22 protein-coding genes are annotated in these 23578 nt (G+C 53.7%); 11 read left to right on the plus strand and 11 right to left on the minus strand.

The window, feature by feature from the left end:
- Positions 1-8: 8 nt before the first annotated feature.
- On the plus strand, positions 9-272 hold the full coding sequence (locus I6L53_RS14355; protein WP_042284966.1) for a GrxA family glutaredoxin: 264 nt from the start codon (positions 9-11) through the stop codon (positions 270-272).
- A gap of 39 nt (positions 273-311) precedes the next feature.
- Here the strand turns inward: I6L53_RS14355 and I6L53_RS14360 are convergent, their stop codons facing one another.
- Positions 312-689 carry an inner membrane protein YbjM gene (locus I6L53_RS14360; protein WP_042320350.1) on the minus strand — a complete coding sequence of 126 codons (378 nt, stop codon included), beginning with the start codon at positions 687-689 and terminating at the stop codon, positions 312-314.
- Positions 690-956: 267 nt separating this feature from the next.
- Between I6L53_RS14360 and I6L53_RS14365 the strand changes: the two genes are divergently transcribed.
- The 3 genes from I6L53_RS14365 to I6L53_RS14375 all read left to right on the plus strand — a co-directional run bounded on the left by I6L53_RS14365 (position 957) and on the right by I6L53_RS14375 (position 4759).
- Positions 957-2642 (plus strand): aspartate:alanine antiporter, encoded by a 1686-nt coding sequence (locus tag I6L53_RS14365; RefSeq protein WP_042320353.1) that lies wholly within the window; start codon positions 957-959, stop codon positions 2640-2642.
- A gap of 729 nt (positions 2643-3371) precedes the next feature.
- Positions 3372-4085, plus strand: a complete 714-nt coding sequence (locus I6L53_RS14370; RefSeq protein ID WP_042320355.1) for a hypothetical protein — start codon at positions 3372-3374, stop codon at positions 4083-4085.
- 194 nt (positions 4086-4279) lie between these two features.
- A complete protein-coding gene (locus tag I6L53_RS14375) occupies positions 4280-4759 on the plus strand; it encodes an Hcp family type VI secretion system effector (RefSeq protein ID WP_042320359.1) in 480 nt (159 codons plus the stop codon).
- Positions 4760-4960: 201 nt separating this feature from the next.
- Here I6L53_RS14375 and I6L53_RS14380 read toward each other — a convergent pair whose 3' ends face one another.
- Positions 4961-5497, minus strand: coding sequence for a TetR/AcrR family transcriptional regulator (locus tag I6L53_RS14380; protein WP_042320361.1), 537 nt, complete (start codon positions 5495-5497; stop codon positions 4961-4963).
- A gap of 85 nt (positions 5498-5582) precedes the next feature.
- On the opposite strand from I6L53_RS14380, the gene I6L53_RS14385 reads away from it, so the two are divergent.
- Both I6L53_RS14385 and I6L53_RS14390 read left to right on the plus strand, forming a co-directional pair.
- Complete coding sequence (locus I6L53_RS14385; protein ID WP_042320364.1) at positions 5583-6791, plus strand: MFS transporter; 1209 nt, start codon at positions 5583-5585, stop codon at positions 6789-6791.
- Positions 6792-7604, plus strand: a complete 813-nt coding sequence (locus I6L53_RS14390; RefSeq protein WP_042320367.1) for a Cof-type HAD-IIB family hydrolase — start codon at positions 6792-6794, stop codon at positions 7602-7604.
- Positions 7605-7665: 61 nt separating this feature from the next.
- Here the strand turns inward: I6L53_RS14390 and I6L53_RS14395 are convergent, their stop codons facing one another.
- Positions 7666-8898: an MFS transporter gene (locus tag I6L53_RS14395; RefSeq protein WP_042320368.1), complete on the minus strand. Its 1233-nt coding sequence runs from the start codon at positions 8896-8898 to the stop codon at positions 7666-7668.
- A gap of 297 nt (positions 8899-9195) precedes the next feature.
- Here I6L53_RS14395 and ybjG point away from each other — a divergent pair, with 297 nt between their 5' ends.
- On the plus strand, positions 9196-9804 hold the full coding sequence (gene ybjG / locus I6L53_RS14400) for an undecaprenyl-diphosphate phosphatase (protein ID WP_042320369.1): 609 nt from the start codon (positions 9196-9198) through the stop codon (positions 9802-9804).
- 71 nt (positions 9805-9875) lie between these two features.
- The gene (gene deoR, locus I6L53_RS14405) at positions 9876-10634 is read left to right on the plus strand and encodes a DNA-binding transcriptional repressor DeoR (RefSeq protein WP_042320371.1); all 759 of its coding nucleotides are present in this window, start codon (positions 9876-9878) and stop codon (positions 10632-10634) included.
- A 49-nt stretch (positions 10635-10683) separates the two neighbouring features.
- On the opposite strand, the gene dacC is transcribed toward deoR, so the two are convergent.
- Positions 10684-11886 carry a serine-type D-Ala-D-Ala carboxypeptidase gene (dacC, locus tag I6L53_RS14410; RefSeq protein ID WP_042320561.1) on the minus strand — a complete coding sequence of 401 codons (1203 nt, stop codon included), beginning with the start codon at positions 11884-11886 and terminating at the stop codon, positions 10684-10686.
- A 247-nt stretch (positions 11887-12133) separates the two neighbouring features.
- On the opposite strand from dacC, the gene I6L53_RS14415 reads away from it, so the two are divergent.
- Together I6L53_RS14415 and I6L53_RS14420 are read left to right on the plus strand one after the other, a co-directional pair.
- Positions 12134-12760 carry a glutathione S-transferase family protein gene (locus tag I6L53_RS14415; protein ID WP_042320373.1) on the plus strand — a complete coding sequence of 209 codons (627 nt, stop codon included), beginning with the start codon at positions 12134-12136 and terminating at the stop codon, positions 12758-12760.
- Between the two features lie 226 nt (positions 12761-12986).
- A complete protein-coding gene (locus tag I6L53_RS14420; RefSeq protein ID WP_042320374.1) occupies positions 12987-14081 on the plus strand; it encodes a glycoside hydrolase 5 family protein in 1095 nt (364 codons plus the stop codon).
- On the opposite strand, the gene I6L53_RS14425 is transcribed toward I6L53_RS14420, so the two are convergent.
- Positions 14038-15144 carry a PQQ-dependent sugar dehydrogenase gene (locus I6L53_RS14425; RefSeq protein WP_232231083.1) on the minus strand — a complete coding sequence of 369 codons (1107 nt, stop codon included), beginning with the start codon at positions 15142-15144 and terminating at the stop codon, positions 14038-14040. The genes I6L53_RS14420 and I6L53_RS14425 overlap by 44 nt on opposite strands.
- A 140-nt stretch (positions 15145-15284) precedes the next feature.
- On the minus strand, positions 15285-15668 hold the full coding sequence (gene bssR / locus I6L53_RS14430; RefSeq protein WP_042320380.1) for a biofilm formation regulator BssR: 384 nt from the start codon (positions 15666-15668) through the stop codon (positions 15285-15287).
- A 230-nt stretch (positions 15669-15898) separates the two neighbouring features.
- Between bssR and rimO the strand changes: the two genes are divergently transcribed.
- Positions 15899-17224: a 30S ribosomal protein S12 methylthiotransferase RimO gene (gene rimO, locus I6L53_RS14435; protein WP_042320382.1), complete on the plus strand. Its 1326-nt coding sequence runs from the start codon at positions 15899-15901 to the stop codon at positions 17222-17224.
- A gap of 84 nt (positions 17225-17308) precedes the next feature.
- On the opposite strand, the gene gsiD is transcribed toward rimO, so the two are convergent.
- The 5 genes from gsiD to iaaA are packed head-to-tail and all read right to left on the minus strand — an operon-like array spanning position 17309 to position 23551.
- Positions 17309-18220 carry a glutathione ABC transporter permease GsiD gene (gene gsiD, locus I6L53_RS14440; protein WP_042320384.1) on the minus strand — a complete coding sequence of 304 codons (912 nt, stop codon included), beginning with the start codon at positions 18218-18220 and terminating at the stop codon, positions 17309-17311.
- A gap of 2 nt (positions 18221-18222) precedes the next feature.
- Entirely contained in the window at positions 18223-19143 is a 921-nt protein-coding gene (gene gsiC / locus I6L53_RS14445; RefSeq protein WP_042320386.1) for a glutathione ABC transporter permease GsiC, read from the minus strand.
- A 17-nt stretch (positions 19144-19160) separates the two neighbouring features.
- On the minus strand, positions 19161-20699 hold the full coding sequence (gsiB, locus tag I6L53_RS14450; RefSeq protein ID WP_042320388.1) for a glutathione ABC transporter substrate-binding protein GsiB: 1539 nt from the start codon (positions 20697-20699) through the stop codon (positions 19161-19163).
- Positions 20700-20727: 28 nt separating this feature from the next.
- Positions 20728-22599, minus strand: coding sequence for a glutathione ABC transporter ATP-binding protein GsiA (gene gsiA / locus I6L53_RS14455; RefSeq protein ID WP_042320390.1), 1872 nt, complete (start codon positions 22597-22599; stop codon positions 20728-20730).
- Positions 22586-23551 (minus strand): beta-aspartyl-peptidase, encoded by a 966-nt coding sequence (iaaA, locus tag I6L53_RS14460; RefSeq protein ID WP_042320391.1) that lies wholly within the window; start codon positions 23549-23551, stop codon positions 22586-22588. Before iaaA ends, gsiA begins: the two co-directional genes overlap by 14 nt.
- Positions 23552-23578 lie beyond the last annotated feature (27 nt).

The raw sequence follows: 23578 nt of genomic DNA on the forward strand, positions 1-23578 counted from the left end.
AGACTACAATGTTCACCGTTATTTTTGGCCGCCCGGGTTGCCCTTACTGTGTCCGCGCAAAAGAACTGGCAGAAAAACTGAGCAACGAGCGCGAAGATTTCAACTATCGCTACATCGACATCCACGCGGAAGGCATCACCAAAGCGGATCTGGAAAAGACCGTCGGTAAACCGGTTGAAACCGTGCCGCAGATTTTTGTCGATCAGAAACACATCGGCGGTTGCACCGATTTTGAAGCCTGGGCGAAAGAGAATCTGAACCTGTTCGCCTGAGTGCTGTGAGTGATGTAATAACGCCCTCTTCGGAGGGCGTTATTGATTTTTTCGCTGTCGCGGCCTGAACAGGCTACTGATGAACAGGAAGCACAAGGCACCCAACGCACACCAGAACACCGCGCTGAATAACCACGCCATCTCCTGCCATAGCGAGCGAGTGGGCGTAAAGAAAAGACGCGTCAGCAGCAAACAACAAGGTGCTGCAAGCATCGCACCGAGGAGCGGTTTGATCACCTCCCGACGATGAGAGCAAAAACTGGCCACCGCGCCTGGCAGCGTAAAAAACAGTAGTCCCATTTCTGGATGCCCGGCGGCCCGAAATGCCCCTTTCATGTTCATCGTCAGAAAAAGACAGACAACCACAAAGAGCACAAAGCAGCAGACCGCACCTACCCAACCATGTTTATATTTCAATCATTTCTCCTGACACTGTCTCTATCGAACACACTTTTCGCCAGTGGCGTCCAGTCAGATAAAGCCGTTCAGCATTCCGTGCCAAAATACGCCAACACGATTCTTATAGCCGTTGATACGTAATGAGATTAAACTAACCAAATATATTGTTGTGTTGCTTATATTCGGGGCGTGAATATGTAACAATCCCCTTAATTGATGGCAAAAACAGTAGCCTAAATAACCATTTCTTTCAACAGCTTACTCGTAAACAAGAAGTTAGTCTCCGTGAATATAAACGTCGCCGATTTGTTAAATGGGAATTACATCCTGTTATTATTTGTTGTACTGGCTCTCGGCCTGTGTCTCGGTAAATTGCGACTGGGTTCTGTCCAACTGGGTAATTCCATTGGCGTTTTAGTCGTCTCTCTCTTATTAGGGCAACAGCATTTCAGTATTAACACCGACGCACTGAATTTGGGCTTCATGCTGTTTATTTTTTGTGTCGGCGTCGAGGCGGGTCCTAACTTTTTTTCCATTTTTTTTCGGGATGGGAAAAATTACCTGATGCTGGCTCTGGTAATGGTCGGCAGTGCGCTGCTGATCGCCCTGGGGCTGGGTAAGCTATTCGGCTGGGACATCGGCCTGACGGCCGGTATGCTGGCAGGCTCAATGACGTCTACCCCCGTTCTGGTTGGCGCTGGCGATACGTTACGCCATTTCGGGATGGAGAGTGCGCAGCTTTCCAGGGCGCTGGATAACCTGAGTCTGGGCTACGCGCTGACTTACCTGATTGGCCTGGTCAGTCTGATCGTCGGCGCACGCTATCTGCCGAAATTACAGCATCAGGATCTACAAACCAGTGCCCAGCAGATTGCCCGTGAACGCGGCCTGGACACTGACACGAACCGGAAGGTATACCTGCCGGTCATTCGCGCTTACCGTGTCGGCCCTGAACTGGTAGCCTGGACCGATGGAAAAAACCTGCGTGAGCTCGGTATTTACCGCGCGACCGGTTGCTACATTGAACGCATCCGTCGCAACGGTATTCTGGCAAACCCGGACGGCGATGCGGTATTGCAGATGGGCGATGAGATTGCGCTTGTCGGCTATCCGGATGCTCATGCCCGTCTCGACCCCAGCTTTCGTAACGGCAAAGAGGTTTTCGACCGTGACCTGCTCGACATGCGGATCGTCACGGAAGAAATCGTAGTGAAAAACCACAACGCGGTGGGACGCCGGCTTGCTCAACTGAAGCTCACCGACCACGGCTGCTTCCTGAACCGCGTGATTCGTTCGCAGATTGAAATGCCAATTGATGACAACGTGGTACTCAACAAAGGCGACGTATTGCAGGTCAGCGGCGATGCGCGTCGCGTAAAAACAATCGCCGACCGCATCGGCTTTATCTCGATTCACAGCCAGGTTACCGATCTGCTGGCCTTCTGCGCATTCTTTATTATTGGTCTGATGATCGGCATGATCACCTTCCAGTTCAGCAACTTCAGTTTCGGCATTGGTAATGCGGCAGGGTTGCTGTTCGCCGGGATCATGCTGGGCTTCCTGCGAGCAAACCATCCCACGTTTGGTTACATCCCGCAGGGCGCACTGAATATGGTGAAAGAGTTCGGCCTAATGGTCTTCATGGCAGGCGTTGGCCTGAGCGCGGGCAGCGGCATTGGTCATGGTCTGGGAGCGATCGGTGGTCAAATGCTGATTGCCGGGCTGATCGTCAGTCTGGTGCCAGTGATCATTTGCTTCCTGTTCGGTGCTTATGTTCTGCGCATGAACCGGGCACTCCTTTTTGGTGCCATGATGGGGGCACGTACCTGTGCACCCGCGATGGAAATCATCAGCGATACCGCACGCAGCAACATCCCGGCACTCGGTTATGCTGGCACCTACGCGATAGCCAACGTGCTGCTGACACTGGCAGGGACACTCATCATCATCATCTGGCCAGGCTTAGGATAAAACTGAAGTTGCCCCTTAAGTGAAAATTTTTTGCAGATACGTAGAACTTTTCCTCAAGGCGTCAGTCATAACTAGTGCCACTGCTTTTCTTTGATGTCCCCAATTTGTGGAGCCCATCAACCCCGCCGTTTTGGTTCAAGGTTGATGGGTTTTTTGTTGCCTGAAAGTTATACCTTTAAAATCAAATCATAAGAGCACTACTTCGGTACGAGTAGCGACAACATGGCGGCTGCGCTACGACATCCAGGGCATCTCTGGTCCGGAAAGGCCGTAAAGAGAGCTACCACTGTTCCAAAACTTCCTGCCATGCTTAGGAGCATAAATGTAATTAGTGCTTATCCAGCATTTACCAGAATTTCTCAGACCATAAATATATCCTCCTGCGCCCCATAAACGGCCTGACGCTTTCGGTCCAAAGATGTCGTTGTTGCTTATCCAATACTTACCAGAACCCATTGACTATCCATTCTCGCAAATCACTGCGTTGTAAATCGCTGCATTTCTCAACAAAAGCCCTGTCACAAATTTATAAATTATACAAAGGGTTGAAGCAATGTACCCATCATGATCTATACGAACAACCTTAGTCAGGAGATAGTTGTTATTTTAGAAAGTAATAATTTAAATACAAATCTTAAATGAATTACAGGATTCAATACAAAAAGTTTTGAACTGTTGCTTTTTCAGCGTATATTCAACATTAGCAACAAGGAAAGTAAGGATATATTTATGCAGGCGTCAGATTATTTAAAGATGAAGTTTCAAAGCGATCGCCAGCTAGCTATATACGGACAGCAGGGTGTTACCAGCACATGGAAGGCGCTAAAAGGAATCGGGTCAGATCTCTACTCGGGCATTGAACGAGCAAGTTGGTATTCTTCCTGCTTGCTACCAAAATATCAGGACGTTTGTCAGGAGTTGCTCTCCGAAGAAAAACGAATGTGGATGAATATTTATTCCATCTATCGTTATCGGGATGTGATCGGCGAAATGCTCTATCTCTATTTCGAAATGGTTATAGAAGATACCAGGAATGGCAATAAGAAAAGCAGTGTTCGCAACGCGGATACAAAGATTACAAAACTCGTTGCTGGCGGTACAGTCAGTAGGGCAGTACGATCCGGTGTAACCCTTGCTTTTTCTGAAACACTTTCCTCCTCCAACCCTGTAGCACAGGCTGTTGTTGAACGTTTAGCTGCAAGAGTCCCGAACGTAGTCACGGCCTTTCAACTCTTTGGTACAGAGCAACACTGTGCCATGGCGGCTCGCAGGCTAAAGGCATTAGACTCGAAATATTACAGAATACTGTATGCGGCACAGTTGGAAATGCTTTATTACTTTGCTGAGCCAATTCTTTCGGATGTAATCAAAAACGTTCAGATGAAGGTCTATCGTGATTTTGATGCAATCTATGATGCACTAAAGAGTAAATATCATGTTTAAGAGCATTTTATCACTACTGTTTAATGAGGTGCTTCTTATCGTAAGTATTATTGCCTTTGGATTCTTTTATCTTCATTTTTTCCCAACTTACTGGTTTCTACTAACAATCATATCAACAATTATACTTATTATTATCCTGCCGAAGTTCACGGAAAGATTTGATAAATACAACAAATAATTCACAAGGAGTTTTTATGTCAAACCCTGCTTATTTATGGCTGACAGATGAAAATGGTTCGCCTATGATTGGTTCATCACTTGTGATGGGCCGCGAAGGTGCTATTGAAATGAAATCGTTCACGCATAACGTTAACATTCCAGTTGATGGTAATACGGGTAAACTGACAGGCACTCGTATTCATATGCCGATCATGTTTCAGAAGGAATTTGACCGCGTTACACCAATGCTCTACCGCGCATTAAGCACCGGAAAAGTACTGCAGTCTGCCACAATTAAAATGTACCAAATTAATGAGGCAGGCCTGGAACAAGAGTATTTCAATATTCTTCTTGAAGGTGTCAAACTAACATCAATCACGCCGGATCTATATCCGGGAGCAAACACAGGAACGCATCTCGAAACCATCCTACTGCGTTATGGACAGATAACCTGGAAGCACTGTGACGGTAACATTATCTATACCGACTCATGGAATGAATGGGCGACATACTAAAAATTTCCGACCAGGGTTCTTTCATAGCTACTGCCGCATCCCTGATCACAGACAAGATTCAACGTTGTTGACGTAGAAGACCATTTCTGCTGCCAGCAACGTTCCTGACACTAACAACCTTTCTGGCCTCGGATAGCGCCAGCGCCATGACGGCAACCATCGTGAATATGACTGCAGGCGCTACAACAGGATAACGGAGCCTTACCCGGCGATGCGTTTAACCATCAGCAGGATCTCTTCACGCGTCAATGGCGCCCGATCGGTCGCAAAATGTAGCGTCATGCCTTCAATAAAGGCATCCAGCGCACGCGCAGTATCCGGTTCGAACCACCGGGAAAGCGTTTGCTGGCTGCGCTGCATCCAGTTCTGCATCACCGTTTTTAACGCGGGTTTGCGATTGGCAAAGGCATACAGTTGATACATCAGTTCCATATTATCTGGCGTGGTGACCTGAGAACTGTAGATCATTTCGGTGATCGCGCGACATGCCCCCTCCTCGTCCGCAACATGCGTAAAAAAGTTCTGATACTGCCTGGACATCGTCTGCGTAAACAGCGTGAACGCTTCGGTCAGCAACTCTTCGATACCGGAAAAATAGTAGGTCAGCGATCCCAGTGGCACCCCGGCCATCGCGGCGATTTTTCGGTGCGTCACAGCATGAATGCCATGCACTTTCACTGCTTCCAGCGTCGCGGCGACGATTTTCTCTCGCCGCTGCGGATCGTTAGCACGTCGCACGTTTACTCCTTTCTACAGGTTTATGTACAAATGTACACAAGCTTGCTAATGTTGTCTTCTTCTCTTTATCTGCCGATCTGGAATTATGACTGCCATCTCTTCACGCAAAGCCCTGCAACGCCGAACCTGGGCGCTTTTTATGTTCTTCTTTTTGCCCGGCCTGCTTATGGCCTCCTGGGCCACGCGTACGCCTGCCATTCGTGACACGCTCTCGGTCTCGACGGCGGAAATGGGGGCGGTGCTGTTTGGCCTCTCGATAGGTTCGATGAGCGGCATCCTTTGTTCGGCCTGGCTGGTGAAACGATTTGGCACGCGAAAAGTGATTCGCACCACCATGTCCTGCGCGATTGTAGGGATGCTGGTGTTGAGTCTGGCGCTATGGTTGACCTCACCGCTGTTGTTTGCGCTGGGTTTAGGCGTATTCGGTGCCAGTTTCGGCTCTGCGGAAGTGGCGATCAATATTGAAGGAGCGGCCGTCGAACGTGAGATGAACAAAACCGTGCTGCCGATGATGCATGGATTTTACAGCTTCGGCACGCTGGCGGGCGCAGGCGTCGGGATGGCGCTGACGGCCTTTGGCGTCGCGGCAACCACCCATATAGTGCTGGCCTCGCTGGTGGCAATTGCGCCGATTTTTATTGCGATCAAAGCCATTCCCGACGGGACAGGTAAAAACGCCAGCGACGGGTCTCATCACGAAGAGAAAGGCGTCCCTTTCTGGCGTGATGTCCAGTTGCTGTTGATTGGCGTTGTGGTGCTGGCGATGGCATTTGCCGAAGGCTCCGCCAACGACTGGTTGCCGCTGCTGATGGTGGACGGCCACGGTTTTAGCCCGACCTCTGGTTCACTGATTTACGCGGGCTTCACGCTCGGGATGACCGTCGGACGCTTTACCGGCGGCTGGTTTATTGACCGCTACAGCCGCGTGGCGGTGGTGCGCGCCAGCGCCCTGATGGGGGCGCTTGGGATCGGTTTGATTATTTTCGTCGACAGCGCCTGGGTAGCGGGAGTCTCCGTGGTCCTGTGGGGTCTGGGGGCATCGCTCGGCTTCCCGTTAACGATTTCAGCGGCCAGCGATACGGGGCCGGATGCGCCCACGCGCGTCAGCGTCGTGGCAACTACCGGCTATCTGGCATTTCTCGTTGGCCCTCCGCTGCTGGGCTACCTCGGCGAACACTACGGCTTGCGCAGCGCTATGTTGGTGGTGCTGGCGCTGGTGCTGCTGGCCGCCGTTGTTGCCAGAGCCGTTGCCAAACCAAATTCAACGACACAAACTGCGATGGAGAAGGGATAAATGGGTATTAAGTTAATTGCAGTCGATATGGATGGCACCTTTCTGAGCGATCAAAAGACCTATAATCGCGAACGTTTTCTGACGCAGTATCAGCAGATGAAAACACAAGGTATTCGTTTTGCGGTCGCCAGCGGCAACCAGTATTACCAGCTCATCTCTTTCTTTCCTGAGATTGCCCATGAGATCTCCTTTGTTGCCGAAAACGGCGGTTGGGTGGTGAGCGAAGGTCAGGATATTTTCAACGGCGATCTGGCGAAGGCCGATTTTACCGCCATTGTCGACCATCTGTTGACCCGCGCCGATGTAGAGATCATCGCCTGCGGTAAGCACAGCGCGTATACCCTGAAAACGTACAACGACGAGATGAAAGCCACTGCGGGCATGTACTATCACCGCCTCGAGTTCGTGGATGACTTCGACAATATTAATGATGTGTTTTTCAAATTTGGCCTCAACATCTCTGATGACAGGATCCCGGAAGTTCAGCAAGCGCTGCACGACGCTATTGGCGATATCATGGTGCCCGTTCACACCGGGTATGGCAGCATCGATCTCATTATCCCTGGCGTTCACAAAGCGAACGGTCTGCGCCTGCTCCAGCAGCGTTGGGGGATTGATGATAAGGACGTGGTGGTGTTTGGCGACGGCGGCAACGATCTTGAAATGCTACGCCAGGCAGGCTTCAGTTTTGCGATGGAAAATGCGGCAGATGTTGTGGCGAAGGCCGCGAAATACCGCGCGGGCTCGAACAACAAGGAAGGTGTTCTGGACATTATTGATTGCGTCCTGAAGAACGAAGCGCCGTTTAATTAACGCTGCTGGCGCTTCGCCGCCCGGGCCTGCAGCGCGACATGCTGTAGGCCTGAAATCTCACTTACCCTTCCCGCGTATTCCCAATCTGCTTATCCTTCAGAAAGATCACCATCAGCAGCAGCCAGAGAATACCGTTTGCCAGGTTGAACAGACTGAACAGGCCGTTCCCTCCGCCCAGCCAGGCGTATTTACTCAGCTCAATCCCGATGGTGAAGATCAGCATTTGCAGCATCCCCATCGCTGCGGAAACCGTGCCTTTACTCATGTCGCTGGCGAACAGCGTGAGGCGCACCAGTCCGGCATTTGCTACGCCAATGCCGAAGGCGTAAACGCTCAGTCCTGCCGTCATCCACAGATAGGCGTGAGACGCGACTACCGTTGCCGCTGCGGCGATCATTAACCCGAGCATAATCGGCCAGCCGCCCATGATGATGAGCGAACGTACCGTACGTCGCGAGGTCAGGCGTGCCAGCACGAGGTTCCCGGCGATCAGCGCACCAAAAATGGGGACCTGTAGCAGTCCATATTCGTAGCTACTAAGTTGCTCGCCGCTGATAATAATAATCGGCGACTGTGCAATCCAGGCCAGCAGCGGCAGACTGACAAATCCCAGCGCCAGCGCGCCGGCGACAAAGCGACCATTTTTCAGCACAAGTTTGTAATCGCTGCCCAGCGCTTTCAGTGACAGCGGTTCGCCAAGCCGCGTTGCGGTCTCCGGCATCGCCCGTTGCAGGCCAAAGAATGCGATCGCCGCCAGCGCGGCGAACAGCACAAACATGCCTTCCCACGGCAGGACATGCACCCAGGCTGCCCCCACCAGGGGGCCCAGCAGTGGCGCTATTAGCGCGACGTTCGCCATCAGCGCCGTGATTTTGATGCACACCGCCTCTTCAAAAGACTCCTGAATTGCCGCATAGCCCACCGCGCCAATAAAGCACAGGCTGATACCCTGTAAAAAACGCAGCAGCGTAAATTGTTCAATGTTTTGCGCCAGCAGCGTCGCCAGGCAGGTCACAATAAACCACACCACGCCCGCTAACATCACCGGACGACGGCCCACTCGATCCGACAACGGCCCGAGCAGCCATTGCAGAAACATGCCCCCGGCCAGATAGGCAGTCATGGAGGTCGGCACCCAGTCGATCCCCGCCTGATATTGTTCCACCACCGCCAGCATGCCGGGTTGGATCATATCGTTACCAATGTAGGTGGAGAATTCGTAGAGCACCAGACAGAGAGGGAAAAGCAGCGCCTGACGTCCAAGACGGGCACCTTGTTGTAAACGGTTTTGCATGCAATCTCTTCGCCAATAAAAAATCGCGCAAAGTGTAATGAAAGTGCCTCACCTGAGATAGTGAATTATGCGTGGTAAAAGCAAAATGCGCACATTTTTACCCGCTCAGGAAAATCCGCCCCCCAGGTTTAAGGTTAATCTAAGTTAATGCCGTTACTCTGTGTGAAAAATCGCAAGCGGTTGCCTGAAACACCTTCAATTGACAGGCAAATAAGACAATCCCTCTTTACCCTATGGACGAACACTTTTATTCTCGGCCTGCCTGGATATTCATTAAACGTACTGAGTCTGAATGCTATGCTGGAAAATATTAACTATTCGCTGTTCTACTTAATCAATGCCACGCCGGACTCGGCATCGTGGATGATTTCCCTTGCCATTTTTATCGCTAAAGATCTGATCAATATCGTCCCGCTGTTAGCCGTTATCCTCTGGCTGTGGGGACCGCGCGAACAGGTTTGCGCGCAGCGGCAGATGATCGTCAAAATGGCGATGGCGCTGGTCGTCAGCCTGCTGGTATCCTGGGTAATGGGACACCTGTTCCCGCACGATCGTCCGTTTGCCGATCGCATTGGCTACAATTATCTCCAGCATGCGGCAGATGACTCGTTTCCCAGCGATCACGGAACCGTGATATTTACCTTCGCGCTGGCGTTTTTGTTCTGGCACCGTCTCTGGTCCGGTGTCCTGCTGATGCTGCTGGCCGTGGCCATCGCCTGGTCCCGGGTTTATCTTGGCGTGCACTGGCCGCTCGACATGCTTGGCGGCCTGCTGGCAGGGATGATCGGCTGCCTGAGCGCACAGATTTTCTGGCTAAAATTTGGCCAGACTCTCTATCGTGGTCTGCAATATAGTTACCGTATCTGTTTCGCCCTGCCGATCCGTAAAGGCTGGGTGCGTGACTAGACGAAGGAAAAAAGAGTAATATTAAGCGCTCAGTAGCGGACAGAGCGCTTAATTATTCATCCAGGGGAATTATGGAAACACGTCGCGAAGAGCGTATTGGTCAATTGCTGCAGGCACTGAAACGCAGCGATAAACTCCATCTTAAGGAAGCCGCGACCCTGCTGGGCGTCTCTGAAATGACCATTCGTCGCGACCTGAATAACAACAGCGCGCCGGTGGTGTTATTAGGTGGCTATATTGTGCTGGAACCCCGCAGCGCCAGCCACTATCTGCTCAGCGATCAAAAATCCCGTCTGGTGGAAGAAAAGCGTCGCGCGGCGCAACTGGCAGCAAGTCTGGTGCAGCCGCATCAAACGCTGTTTTTTGACTGCGGCACCACCACGCCATGGATCATCGAAGCGATCGATAATGAAATCCCGTTTACCGCCGTCTGCTATTCCCTGAATACGTTTATGGCGTTGCAGGAAAAACCGCTGTGTCGGGCGATCCTCTCTGGTGGCGAATTCCACGCCAGTAATGCGATTTTCAAACCGCTTGATGCCCGGGAAACGTTAAACACTATCTGTCCGGATATCGCCTTCTACTCGGCGGCAGGCATTCACATCAGTAAAGGGGCGACCTGTTTTAATCTGGAAGAGTTGCCCGTGAAACACTGGGCGATGTCGATGGCCCAGTACCACGTGCTGGTGGTCGATCACAGCAAATTTGGTAAGGTTCGTCCGGCCCGGATGGGAGATTTAAAGCACTTTGACACGGTGATCAGCGACTGTTGCCCGGACGATGAATTTGTCAGCTTCGCCAAAGCACAGCAGATAACGCTAATGTACTAATTGCAGCTTGCCGGACAGGCGTCAGCCCCATCCGGCAAGCCACAAATGCTTAAGAGAACCAGCCACCAAACCACTGATGGAATTTCATCAATACGAAATCCCACATCCGCCCAAAGAACCCACCTTCTTCAACCGCTTCCATTACGATCAGCGGACGCTGCTCAATCGACTTGCCATTCAACTGGAAGTCAATCGTCCCGACCACCTGGCCTTTTTTCAGCGGCGCGGTGAGCTGCGGTTCAGTTAGCGTAAAGCTGGCTTTCAGGTTTTTCAGTTGACCACGCGGAATGGTCACGGAACCGGCTTCACCCGCCCCCAGATTCACCTCACTCTTGTCACCAAACCAGACGCGCTGGGTCACAAAGGTGGCATCTGGTTTGATTGGCGTCACGGTTTCGAAGAAGCGGAAACCCCAGGTCAACAGTTTTTCCGATTCATTAAAACGGATACGGTCGGTTTTGGTGCCTAACACCACCGAAATCAGCCGCATATCTCCCTGGGTGGCTGACGCGACCAGATTGTATCCGGCTCCCGCCGTGGTGCCCGTTTTCATACCGTCAACGTTCAGGTTGGAGCTCCAGAGCAGACGGTTACGGTTGGGTTGGCGAATCTTGTTGAAGGTGAACTCTTTCTCTTTATGGATCGCATACTCTTCCGGCACATCGTGGATCAGTGCTTTACCCAGCAGCGCCATATCACGCGCGGTGCTGAACTGACCCGGCGCGTCCAGACCATGTACCGTCTGGAAGGTCGTGTTCGTCAGCCCAAGCTTTTTCGCATAGCCGTTCATCAAACCGATAAATGACTCCTGGCTGCCCGCGACATAGTCTGCAAGCGCGATACAGGCATCGTTGCCGGACTGAATGATCACCCCTTTGTTGAGATCGGAAACCGCCACCTGATCGCCAGGTTTCAGGAACATGACTGAGGAGCCGCGAAGCGCCGGGTTGCCGGTCGCCCAGGCGTCTTTGCCTACCGTCACCATGTCGGTTAGTTTAATTTTCCCCGCTTTTAGCGCCTGTCCCACCACATAGCTGGTCATGATTTTCGTCAGACTGGCGGGATCCAGTTTCTCATCGGCATTGCCTTCTGCCAGCACCTTACCGCTGGAGTAATCCATTAAAATCCACGCGCGCGCATCGACGCTCGGCGCGTCAATTGTCTGCTCCGCCGCCATCACTGTTGGCGCGAAGAGAAATAAAAGTGCTGAACCCGCTGCAAAATTACGAAGGGAAGAAACGTATTGCGTCATAAATGCCACCCGAGTATCCATTCAAAAAATATACGTCATACCACCGTATAATAAGTGCGGTGAGTAATAACGCACTAAGAAGCGTAAGGGAACCGTAAGTTGGTAAAGTTTTTAAAGTTTATGCAATAACCCCCCGCTACGCTGCAACTGTGAGGAATTTTTTGTTGGCTGTTGCGTAAATGTTGGGTTTATCTCACCATGTGGAGTGAACGCAGCCCTGAGGCTGTCCATTTTTTGAGGGGTAATTATGATTACGCTGTGGGGCAGGAATAACTCAACCAACGTCAAGAAAGTGTTGTGGACGCTCGAAGAACTGGAATTGCCGTTTAACCATATCCTGGCGGGAGGACAGTTTGGCCTGAACCACGATGCAGATTATCTGGCGATGAACCCGAACGGTCTGGTGCCTTTGCTGCGTGATGATGAAAGCGATCTTTTGTTGTGGGAATCCAACACCATCGTACGTTACCTGGCTGCGCAATATGGGCAAAAACGTCTTTGGGTAGAGGATCCGGCACGCCGGGCGGAAGGCGAAAAATGGATGGACTGGGCCAACCAGACCTTAAGCCCTGCACACCGCGTCGTGCTTTTCGGTTTAGTGAGAACACCGCCGGAACAGCGCGATAGCGCCGCCATCGATGCGGGGGCGAAGCGTTGTGACGAGTTGTTTGCGATCCTCGATGCTGCCCTGGCCAACCAGCCCTGGTTTTCAGGTAACGAGTTTGGCACCGGTGATATCGCCATCGCCCCGTTTGTCTACAACCTGTTCAACGTGGGCCTGACGTGGACGCCGCGTCAGCATCTTGAACGCTGGTACCAGCAGCTCAGCGAGCGCCCGGCGTTTCGTAAAACGGTCATGATTCCCGTTAGCTAAGTCACTCAGGTACGCGGACTGCTGCCGCGTACCGATTTCCCGTTAATAGTCATAACTTACACATATAGTTTTTTCCTTTATATTTCATACAATTATACTTCCTGATTCCCCTCTCAAATCGCGGTACTCAATTCGTGAAGCGCTTTGCAGAAAGTCGCTGCGGCCATTGCCGCGAAGCCGAAACTAATAAACATTAGCGAACAAACTATCTGCATGGAGACCAACGATGCCACAACAATGGAGTACCGCCCGGGCGCAGTCCTGGTATAAGGAACATGGATGGGCGTGTGGGTTCAATTATCTGCCACGAACTGCCGTTAACTGGAGCGAAATGTGGCAGGCCGACACCTTCGATTTACCGGTCATCGAGCAGGAACTCGCCTGGGCGGAAAGCTACGGCTATAACGCCTTGCGGACCAACCTGCCGTTTATCGTCTGGCAGCACGACAGGGAGGGGCTACTGACGCGGATTGATACGTTTCTGGAGATCGCCGCGCGTCATCATATTCAGGTGATGCTGACGCTGATGGACGACTGCGGCTTTTCCGGTGATGAACCGTGGTTCGGTCCACAAAAGCCGCCTGCACCGGGAGTGCATAACAGTCAGGCCGCTGCCAGCCCAGGCAGAGCCATCGTGATGGATCCTGACCAGTGGCCGCAGGTCGAAGCGTACGTTCGCGATATCCTCACGCATTTTTCCAGCGACACGCGCATTGCGATCTGGGATTTATACAATGAACCGGGCAACCGGGGGATTTTCCTCTCCCCGCAAGAATATGCCGAAGCGGATGTAGCGCTGGAAGAGTATGCCTTACAGATGGTGCGCGCCGTTTTTCGCTGGGCGCGAAGCGTGGGTCCATCGCAACCGTTAACCGTCTGCGCATGGCATGTGGATCATGAGCGCTGGGGGACGCTTAAGCACCCGATCGACGTTGCTGCGCTGGAGCTCTCGGATATCATCAGCTATCACGCCTACGTTCCAGCCGCTATGCAATCGGATATTTTGCACGCACTTTCTCAGTTTAACCGCCCGGTACTGTGTACTGAGTGGCTTTCACGTCATACCCACTGCGTGTTCAGCGAACAACTTCCCCTTTTTAGCGCTTTTGATACGGGTTGCTATCACTGGGGACTGGTGCAGGGCAAAACTCAGACCTGGCTCCCCTGGCCCGGTGTCAATAAATCCCATCCGGATCCGCAATCACTGTGGTTTCACGATGTACTGAAACCGGATGGCACGCCCTGCTGCAGCGACGAAATGCGTCTGGTAAAACAGCTTACGGATTATCGGCAACGGCAGCGGAACGGTTTTGCGGACTGACTTTAAGTAACTCGCCGTCGGACTCGTCGGTTAACACGTACAGATAACCGTCAGGTCCGACGCGCACATCGCGGATCCGCTGTTTCCGCTCAGCCAGAATACGTCCGTCTTCAGTCACCTTATTGCCGTCAACGCTCATCACAATCACACTCTGGTCTTTCAATGCGCCAATAAACAGTTTCTTCTGCCACTGGGGGAATGTCCCATTGTTATAAAATGCCATCCCGCTGACGGCAGGTGATTTCTGCCAGTAGAAAATGGGCTGTTCGGTACCTGCGACCTTTTCACCCTGCGCTTCCGGGATCTTAAACCCGCTGTAGTTGATCCCCCAGGTCGCCAGCGGCCAGCCATAGTTTTTCCCTTTTTCGGGGATATTGATCTCATCACCGCCGCGCGGCCCGTGTTCGTTCAGCCACAGCACATCGCTCCACGGGTTCATCGCCATCCCCTGCGGATTGCGGATCCCATAAGACCAGATTTCTGCACGCGCCCCCGGTTGATTGACAAACGGATTGTCCTGCGGGATTTCCCCTTGATCGGTCAGACGCACCACTTTCCCCTGCAATTTATCGAGATCCTGCGCGGTCGACCGCTGGTTGTTTTCTCCCAGTCCAATGAACAGATGTCCCTTACCGTCAAAAACCAGCCGCCCACCAAAATGATTGCCGGTTGACAGTTTTGGCATCTGACGGAAGACGATCCGGAAGTTTTCCAGCCGTGCGAGATCGTCGCTGAGTCGACCATAGCCCACCGCGGTTCCTGCATTGCCCTGCGTATCGGCCTGCGCGAAACTGAGCCAGACGCGCCGCGACTGGCTAAAATCTGGAGCCAACGCTACGTCCAGAAGGCCGCCCTGCCCGCTCGCCCAGACCTTAGGTACGCCAGGGATCGGATCGGAAAGCCCTTTCCCTGCCTGCCAGTGGCGCAACTGTCCGCCCTTCAGGGTTAGCAGCATACCGTTGTCGCCTGGCAGAAAAGCCAGCGCCCACGGATGGTCAAGTTTGGTTTGCAGAACCTCGACATTAACCGCAGGCGTTTCGGCCTGTGTAAACCCGGGAATCATCAGCAATAGAAGTAAAGGGATAAGCGAGCGACGCATGACGCCTCCTTGTTGACTCTGGTTAAAGCGTAGTCAGCGAGAAACGTCAGAGGGGCATTTTTACAAAAACTTAACGATGAAGGGGGAGTCGCCTCCCCCGAAAATCAGGCTTTTTCAAACGTTGAATGCGCCTGCAGACTCTGAATGCTCAGCGTTAAGGTTGTCAGGCAGGTATTGAGTTTTTCTGCATTGACGGCAATAAAAGTCGGACAGTCGTGGTGTCCGCTCATCAGGCACACCGCCGCAGCGGCGAGTGCACCTTCGGCATGGTGCAATGCATCCCATTCTTCTTGATCGAGATGCAGATTCAAGCGCAGCGATTTATCGTGCAGCTCGCGGTTCAGTTCGAAAAAGTTCTCACGTAGATGATCATTCTCGCTGACTGACATGTATCCTTTCGCCATCCTTAGCTGCAGATACGCAGCGAGGTCGATCCTGGCGTTGATGAGCTTATTCAGCAGATCGGTTCTCAGTCTGTCAACGAACATACTTCGTTCCTCCTCTTCCAGCCATGGTGCAACGTAATAGTATGGCTATTTTTTGTACAAAAGGATGCCTGGGATCAACAATTCACTCAGAATTAACATTATTTACACACTAGTTATAAACCGATGCAGGTTTTCCCTCACTGATCCGAAGAGATAGCAATACAATTTTTGTGCGGAACTCTGTAGAATCCCTGCCCTGAACATTCCAATAACTGAACACTTTTTAAGCTATGAGCAAAGTAACCCACCAGCCGAAAATCGGCTTCGTTTCCCTTGGCTGTCCGAAAAACCTCGTCGATTCGGAACGTATCCTGACTGAACTGCGTACCGAAGGCTACGATGTTGTCCCGAGCTACGACGATGCCGATATGGTGATCGTCAACACCTGCGGTTTTATCGACAGCGCAGTGCAGGAATCACTGGAGGCCATTGGCGAAGCGCTGAACGAAAACGGTAAAGTGATCGTAACCGGCTGTCTGGGCGCGAAAGAAGATCAGATCCGTGAAGTCCATCCGAAAGTGCTGGAAATCACCGGTCCGCATAGCTATGAACAGGTTCTGGAACACGTCCACCACTACGTGCCGAAACCAAAGCACAATCCGTTCCTGAGCCTGGTGCCTGAACAGGGCGTGAAGCTGACTCCACGCCATTATGCCTACCTGAAAATTTCTGAAGGCTGCAACCATCGCTGCACCTTCTGCATCATTCCATCAATGCGTGGCGATCTGGTCAGCCGTCCAATTGGTGATGTGCTGAGCGAAGCAAAGCGGCTGGTCGATGCGGGTGTCAAGGAGATCCTCGTGATTTCGCAGGATACCTCAGCCTACGGCGTGGACGTGAAGCACCGCACCGGGTTCTATAACGGTGAGCCGGTGAAAACCAGTATGGTCAGCCTGTGCGAACAGTTGTCAAAACTGGGCATCTGGACGCGTCTGCACTACGTCTATCCGTATCCGCATGTCGACGACGTTATCCCGCTGATGGCAGAAGGCAAGATCCTGCCGTACCTGGATATCCCACTTCAGCACGCCAGCCCGCGCATTCTCAAACTGATGAAGCGCCCCGGTTCGGTAGACCGCCAACTGGCGCGCATCAAACAATGGCGCGACATCTGTCCGGAACTGACCCTGCGCTCGACGTTTATTGTCGGTTTCCCGGGGGAAACGGAAGACGATTTCCAGATGCTGCTCGACTTCCTGAAAGAAGCGCGTCTCGACCGCGTAGGCTGCTTTAAATACAGCCCGGTAGACGGGGCGGGTGCCAATGAACTGCCCGATCAGGTGCCGGAAGAGGTTAAAGAAGATCGCTGGAACCGCTTTATGCAACTGCAGCAGCAAATCTCTGCTGAACGACTGCAGGAGAAAGTGGGTCGCGAAATTCTGGTGATTGTCGATGAAGTTGATGAAGAAGGCGCGATTGGCCGCAGTATGGCCGACGCACCGGAAATCGACGGCGCGGTCTATCTGAATGGTGAAACCAACGTGAAACCGGGCGACGTGATCCGCGTGAAGGTGGAAAACGCCGACGAGTACGATCTGTGGGGCACGCGGGTTTAACGCTGACGCAGGCCGGATAACGCATTTGTGCCGCCATCCGGCAATACCTGATAAGACGCAAACGCGTCTTATCAGGTCTACGATTCACCCTTTAATCTTTGGATCCAGCGCATCGCGCAGGCCATCACCAAGCAGATTAAACGCCAGTACCGAAAGGAATATCGCCACCGCGGGGAACAACGCCACGTGCGGCGCAATCACCATATCCGCCCGCGCCTCATTTAGCATCGCGCCCCACTCCGGCGTCGGCGGCTGTGCGCCCAGCCCCAGAAATGACAGGCTTGCCGCTGAGATTATCGAGGTGCCAATACGCATGGTAAAAAAGACCACAATCGACGAGACGGTTCCCGGCAGGATATGGCTGAAAATAATAGTCGCATCGCTGGCACCAATGCTGCGCGCCGATTCGATAAACGTCTGCTGCTTCAGTACCAGCGTATTGCCGCGTACCAGACGGGCGAACGCCGGGATGGAGAAAATCGCCACTGCGATAATCACGTTGGCAATGCCGCTACCCAGCACCGCCACCACGGCAATCGCCAGCAGGATCCCTGGAAACGCGAACAGCACGTCGCAGATGCGCATGATGATTCGGTCCCACCAGCCTTCATAGTAGCCTGCCAACAGTCCCAGTACGGTGCCAATGGCCGCGCCAATCAATACCGCAAAAACGCCTGCCGCCAGCGAGATTTGCGCGCCAACCAGCACGCGACTGAAGATATCTCTGCCCAGCGAATCCACGCCGAACCAGTGCATCATCGACGGCCCGTCATTCAGCCTGTCGTAATCGAAATAGTTTTCTGCATCGAATGGCGTCAGCCAACGAGCGAAGATCGCCACCAGGATCAGCAGCAGCACAAACAGGCCAGCAATCAGCGCCACATGCTGACGACGAAAACGTCGCCAGAACTCGTGCCACGGCGTGCGTACCCGTTCGGGTTTCACCCTCGGCATGGCATTTAAAATCGCCTGACGGCGCCAGTTAAGTAATCGCATCCCTACTTGTACCTGATAGCCGGGTTAATGGCGGCATACAGCACATCCACCACTAAGTTGATAAGAATAAATTCCAGTGAGAACAGGAGAACTTCCGCCTGAATCACCGGATAATCACGCATCTCTACGGAGTCTACCAGCAGACGTCCGAGACCAGGCCAGTTGAAGACCTTTTCGACCACGATAGAACCGCCGAGCAAAAAGCCGAACTGTAACCCCATCATGGTGACGACCGGGATCATCGCATTGCGCAGTCCATGTTTGAGCACCACCCACGTTTCACTCACCCCTTTCGCCCGGGCGGTGCGCATATAGTCCTCGCTGAGCACATCAACAAACGAGGCGCGGGTAAAGCGCGCCATCACCGAGGCTACCGCCGCGCCAAGAGTGACAGAGGGCAGAATATAGTGCTGCCAGCTATCAGCCCCGACGGTCGGTAACCAGCCTAACTCCACGGAGAACACCTGCATTAACAGCATCCCCAGCGCGAACGCCGGAAAGGAGATCCCGGTAACGGCCAGCGTCATGCTGAGGCGATCCGGCCAGCGATTACGCCATACCGCTGCGACAATCCCCGCCGCCATACCGAACAGAACGGCCCAGATCATACTGGTCAACGTCAGCCACAGCGTAGGCATAAAGCGGCTGGCGATCTCCTCCGAGACCGGCCGGCGAGAGACCATCGAGAGTCCAAAATCGCCCTGCAACACATTCGTCATGTAATGCCAGAACTGGACGTGCAGCGACCGGTCGAGACCGAGCTGCTGACGAACCAGTTCGATCACCTGCGCGTCGGCTTCCGGCCCGGCAATCAGCCGCGCCGGGTCACCGGGTAACAGGTGGACAAATAAAAACACCAGCACCGCAACAATGAACAGGGTCGGAATCAACCCCAGCAGGCGCTTGAGAATATAGTTAAGCATCAGGTTTCCGCTGTGGCTTATTTCAAATCTGCATCATCAAAGCTGAACCCCGTATCTGGCATGATCCAGAAACCGGTCAGTTTGTTACTGTGCGCCGAGACCAGTTTTTCCACCACCAGCGGGATCCACGGCGACTCTTTCCAGACAACATCCTGCGCCGCTTTGTACAGCCGCGCTTTCTCTTGCGGATCGGTTGTTTTCAGCGCGTCGGCCAGATCGGTATCCACCTGCGGATTACTGTAGAACGCGGTGTTAAACAGCGTTGGCGGCCAGTTTTGCGAAGCAAACAGCGGCGACAGCGCCCAGTCCGCTTCACCGGTCGAGGCCGACCACCCCGTGTAGAACATTCTGACGCCGCTCTCTTTCTGCCCTTTGCCCTCCACTTCTGACGCGCGCTGACCGGCATCCATCGCCGTCACCTGCACTTTAACCCCCACCTGTGCCAGCTGCTGCTGGGTAAACTGCAACACTTTCTGGGCGGTACTGTGATTGTGCGATGACCACAGCGTGGTGCTAAAACCGTTTGGGTAACCCGCTTCTTTCAGCAGTTCTCGTGCCTTTGCCGGATCGTAAGGCCAGGCCGTGTAGCTTTGCGCATAAGCAATCGACGGCGGCACCACGCCGGTCGCCGGGGTCGCATATCCCGCGAACGCCACTTTCACCAGCGCCTGACGGTTGATGGCGTAGTTTAACGCCTCGCGTACTTTCGGATTGTCGAACGGCTTTTGCGTCACGTTCATGCTGATGTAACGCTGCATGATCGACGGACTGGCGACCAGCTGCAGATTTTTGTTTTTCTCTAACAACGCCGCCTGCTCGTAGGGGATAGGAAATGCAAACTGTGCTTCCCCGGTTTGCAGCATCGCCGCACGGGTATTGTTATCGGTGACCGGACGCCAGGTGATGCTGTCCAGCTTCGGCAAGCCCGACTGCCAGTAGCCCGCAAATTTCTTCACCTTCACAAAATCGGTTTGATTCCAGGTATCCAGCGTGTACGGACCGGTACCAACCGGGTGGAACCCAATCTCTTTCCCGTATTTCGCCAGTGCGGCCGGTGAAATCATCGCTGTCGCCGGGTGCGCCAGGATATTGATAAACGCGGAGAACGGCTGCTTCAGAGTGATTTTTACCGTCGCAGGATCGACGGCCTCTGTTTTGGCGATGTTTTTATACAGGTTATAACGCTTGAGGCTGTTGGCAGGATCGCTGGCGCGGTCGAGGTTAATTTTCACCGCCTCGGCGTTAAAGTCGGTGCCGTCCTGGAATTTTACCCCCTGACGCAGTTTGAGGGTATACACCAGACCGTCGTCAGAGACGGTGTAACTCTCCGCCAGCACGTTCTTCAGCTTCATCTCTTTATCAAGGCCAAACAGCCCCTGATAAAACGACTTCGCGACCTGCTGGGATAAGGTGTCATTCGCATCATACGGATCGAGCGTGGTGAAGTTGGACCCCACCGCGACTACCACATCTTTTGCGGCAAACGCCGGGGACGCTGCCAGCGCGGTCGTCGCGCCTAATGCCAACAGCCAATGTCGGGCGAGCAATTTTGTCATCTTTTTTCTCCTGAACCCTGCCTGAATGTTATAAACGCGATAGCGCATTTTCTCGTTGCGGACGCGCGACATAATGTCCGGGCCCGACTAACTGCAATGAAACAGGTGCTGGCGCTTCGCCGCGCCGGTAAATGTTGCTCGGCAGATCGTCCGACAGCAGCACCCGCTGCGGCCGGGGATGCCCGGGATCGGCAACCGGAACCGCCGCCATGAGCTTACGGGTATACGGATGCTGCGGATCTTCAAACAGCGCGGCGCGCGGGCCGATCTCCACAATCTGCCCCATGTGCATCACCGCAACACGGTGGCTGATCCGCTCAACAACGGCCATGTCATGCGAAATGAACAGCCAGGCGATCCCCAGTTCCCGCTGCAAATCGAGCAGCAGGTTGATAATTTGTCCGCGAATCGACACATCCAGCGCGGAGACCGACTCATCGGCAATAATCACTTTAGGATTGAGCGCCAGCGCGCGGGCAATGCAGATCCGCTGACGCTGCCCACCGGAAAACTCATGCGGATAACGCCACGCATGTTCCGGTAGCAACCCGACACGTTCCAGCAGCCACGCCACACGATCGGCTGCCGCCTTACCCTGCAATAATCCGTGGACGCGCAGCGGTTCCATGATGGAATAACCCACGGTTTGTCGCGGATCGAGCGAGGCGTAGGGATCCTGAAAAATAAACTGAATATCGCGGCGCAACGGCTGCAATTGACTGTCGGACAGCGTATCGATCCGCTGGCCGTTAAAAATAATCTCGCCGGACTGCGATTCGACCAGGCGCAGTAGCGCGCGCCCGGTTGTGGATTTGCCACAGCCCGATTCACCAACCAGCGACAGCGTCTCGCCGGGCCAGAGATCAAAGCTGACATTTTCCACCGCGTGTACTTCCCGTGTCACCCGATTAAGAACGCCGCTGCGTAGCGGAAAACGGGTGACCAGGTTACGTACCTGCAAAATGGGGTCCCCCTCAACCACCGTATTTTGATCGACGGGTCGCTCGCGCTTTTCCGGCGCGTTCAGGGAGATCAGCGGGAAGCGGCGTGGATAAGGGAGACCTTTCATCGCGCCGAGCTGCGGTACTGCCGCTAATAATGACTGCGTATAGGGATGCTGCGGCGAGCGGAAAATCTGATCCACACGGCCGGTCTCCACCCCTTCGCCCTGGTACATCACCAGCACACGGTCAGCGACATCCGCCACCACGCCCATGTCGTGAGTGATAAAAATCACCCCCATCGACATCTCTTGTTGCAGCACTTTGATCAGTTGCAGGATCTGCGCCTGAATTGTGACGTCCAGCGCGGTTGTTGGTTCATCGGCAATCAACACCGCCGGGCGACAGGAGAGCGCCATTGCAATCATCACCCGCTGGCGCATACCGCCGGAAAGCTGATGGGGATAGCGGGAAAGTATCGCTTTCGCCTCCGGAATACGAACCTGATCGAGCATCCGCTTGGCCTCTGCCATAGCCGCTTCACGCCCTGCCCCCTGATGCAGACGGATGGACTCGGCAATTTGCTCGCCCACAGTAAACACCGGGTTAAGCGATGTCATCGGCTCCTGGAAGATCATGGCGATATCGGCCCCCCGCACTCGCTGAAGCTGCGAAGCGCTCTGTTCGCCCAGTTCAATCACCTCGCGGTTACGTCGGCGCAGCAACATTTGTTCGCACTGAACCTCACCGCCAGCCTGTTCAATCAACCGCATCAACGACAGCGCAGTGACCGATTTTCCCGAACCGGATTCACCGACAATCGCCAGCGTCTCGCCGCGCTTGAGACGAAACGACAGGTTCCGCACCGCCTCAGTACGCTGCTGGTCCTGTTGAAAGGCAATATTCAGATTGCTGACGGCCAGCACGTCGCTGACATCAAGCGCATCACTGTGTGGCAACGGTATCCCCTTTTTCCCGGTAGATCCCGGTCGTTGGTGTATCCCCGGCATAACCCCAGGCGCGATACATTCCTTCACAATTAAACGGCAAAGCCACATTCCCCTCATGATCGATGGCGATCAGTCCGCCGCTTCCACCCAGTGCCGGTAACTTTTCCATTACTACGCGCTCGCAGGCTTCCGATAAGCTCAGGCCGCCGTAGTCCATCAACGCGGCAATGTCGTAGGCGGCCAGCGCGCGGATGAACACTTCACCGGTACCGGTGCAGGAAACCGCCACGCTGGCATTATTGGCATAACAGCCCGCGCCAACGAGCGGACTGTCGCCGACGCGGCCCGGTAATTTGTTGGTCATGCCCCCTGTCGAGGTTGCGGCTGCCAGATTGCCGTGCACATCCAACGCCACCGCGCCCACGGTGCCCATCTTTTTGCCTTCATCGAGCGGCGCACCGCTGTGATCCAGCACGGTTTCGCCGCTCGAGCGCGCGGCCAGCAGCTGTTCATAACGTTCAGACGTTGAAAAGAGATCCGCAGAAACGAGCGCCATCCCCTGCCCGGCAGCAAATTTTTCTGCCCCCGCGCCAATCATCATGACATGCGGGCTGCGCTCCATAACCAGACGGGCAGCGAGAATCGGGTTACGTAAATGGCTGACCCCTGCCACCGCCCCGGCGTTTAAGGTATTGCCATCCATAATGCAGGCATCCAGTTCATGGGTCTCGTCACGGGTATACACTGCGCCGATCCCGGCATTAAACAACGGGCACTCTTCAAGCAGTCGCACAGCTTCGGTGACCACGTCCAGCGCGCTTTCTCCTGCTTCCAGCATCTTTTGCCCGACGTCGACAATGTCGGAAAGCGCCTGGATATAGCGTAACTCCTGCTCCTGGCTCATCTGCGCGCGGGTAATCGCCCCGGCACCGCCGTGAATTGCAATAACTGCTTTGCCCATGTTTGTCGTCCGTCTTCTACAAATATC

It is taken from the genome of Citrobacter farmeri (assembly GCF_019048065.1).
GTDB lineage: Bacteria > Pseudomonadota > Gammaproteobacteria > Enterobacterales > Enterobacteriaceae > Citrobacter_A > Citrobacter_A farmeri.

Excerpts from the sequence above, each read along its gene's own strand:
- I6L53_RS14355 (WP_042284966.1), top strand. The coding sequence starts at position 9 with ATGTTCACCGTTATTTTTGGCCGCCCGGGTTGCCCTTACTGTGTCCGC.
- I6L53_RS14370 (WP_042320355.1), top strand. The coding sequence starts at position 3,372 with ATGCAGGCGTCAGATTATTTAAAGATGAAGTTTCAAAGCGATCGCCAG.
- I6L53_RS14375 (WP_042320359.1), top strand. The coding sequence starts at position 4,280 with ATGTCAAACCCTGCTTATTTATGGCTGACAGATGAAAATGGTTCGCCT.
- I6L53_RS14385 (WP_042320364.1), top strand. The coding sequence starts at position 5,583 with ATGACTGCCATCTCTTCACGCAAAGCCCTGCAACGCCGAACCTGGGCG.
- I6L53_RS14390 (WP_042320367.1), top strand. The coding sequence starts at position 6,792 with ATGGGTATTAAGTTAATTGCAGTCGATATGGATGGCACCTTTCTGAGC.
- I6L53_RS14395 (WP_042320368.1), bottom strand. The coding sequence starts at position 8,898 with ATGCAAAACCGTTTACAACAAGGTGCCCGTCTTGGACGTCAGGCGCTG.
- ybjG (WP_042320369.1), top strand. The coding sequence starts at position 9,196 with ATGCTGGAAAATATTAACTATTCGCTGTTCTACTTAATCAATGCCACG.
- deoR (WP_042320371.1), top strand. The coding sequence starts at position 9,876 with ATGGAAACACGTCGCGAAGAGCGTATTGGTCAATTGCTGCAGGCACTG.
- dacC (WP_042320561.1), bottom strand. The coding sequence starts at position 11,886 with ATGACGCAATACGTTTCTTCCCTTCGTAATTTTGCAGCGGGTTCAGCA.
- I6L53_RS14415 (WP_042320373.1), top strand. The coding sequence starts at position 12,134 with ATGATTACGCTGTGGGGCAGGAATAACTCAACCAACGTCAAGAAAGTG.
- I6L53_RS14420 (WP_042320374.1), top strand. The coding sequence starts at position 12,987 with ATGCCACAACAATGGAGTACCGCCCGGGCGCAGTCCTGGTATAAGGAA.
- I6L53_RS14425 (WP_232231083.1), bottom strand. The coding sequence starts at position 15,144 with ATGATTCCCGGGTTTACACAGGCCGAAACGCCTGCGGTTAATGTCGAG.
- bssR (WP_042320380.1), bottom strand. The coding sequence starts at position 15,668 with ATGTTCGTTGACAGACTGAGAACCGATCTGCTGAATAAGCTCATCAAC.
- rimO (WP_042320382.1), top strand. The coding sequence starts at position 15,899 with ATGAGCAAAGTAACCCACCAGCCGAAAATCGGCTTCGTTTCCCTTGGC.
- gsiD (WP_042320384.1), bottom strand. The coding sequence starts at position 18,220 with ATGCGATTACTTAACTGGCGCCGTCAGGCGATTTTAAATGCCATGCCG.
- gsiC (WP_042320386.1), bottom strand. The coding sequence starts at position 19,143 with ATGCTTAACTATATTCTCAAGCGCCTGCTGGGGTTGATTCCGACCCTG.
- gsiB (WP_042320388.1), bottom strand. The coding sequence starts at position 20,699 with ATGACAAAATTGCTCGCCCGACATTGGCTGTTGGCATTAGGCGCGACG.
- iaaA (WP_042320391.1), bottom strand. The coding sequence starts at position 23,551 with ATGGGCAAAGCAGTTATTGCAATTCACGGCGGTGCCGGGGCGATTACC.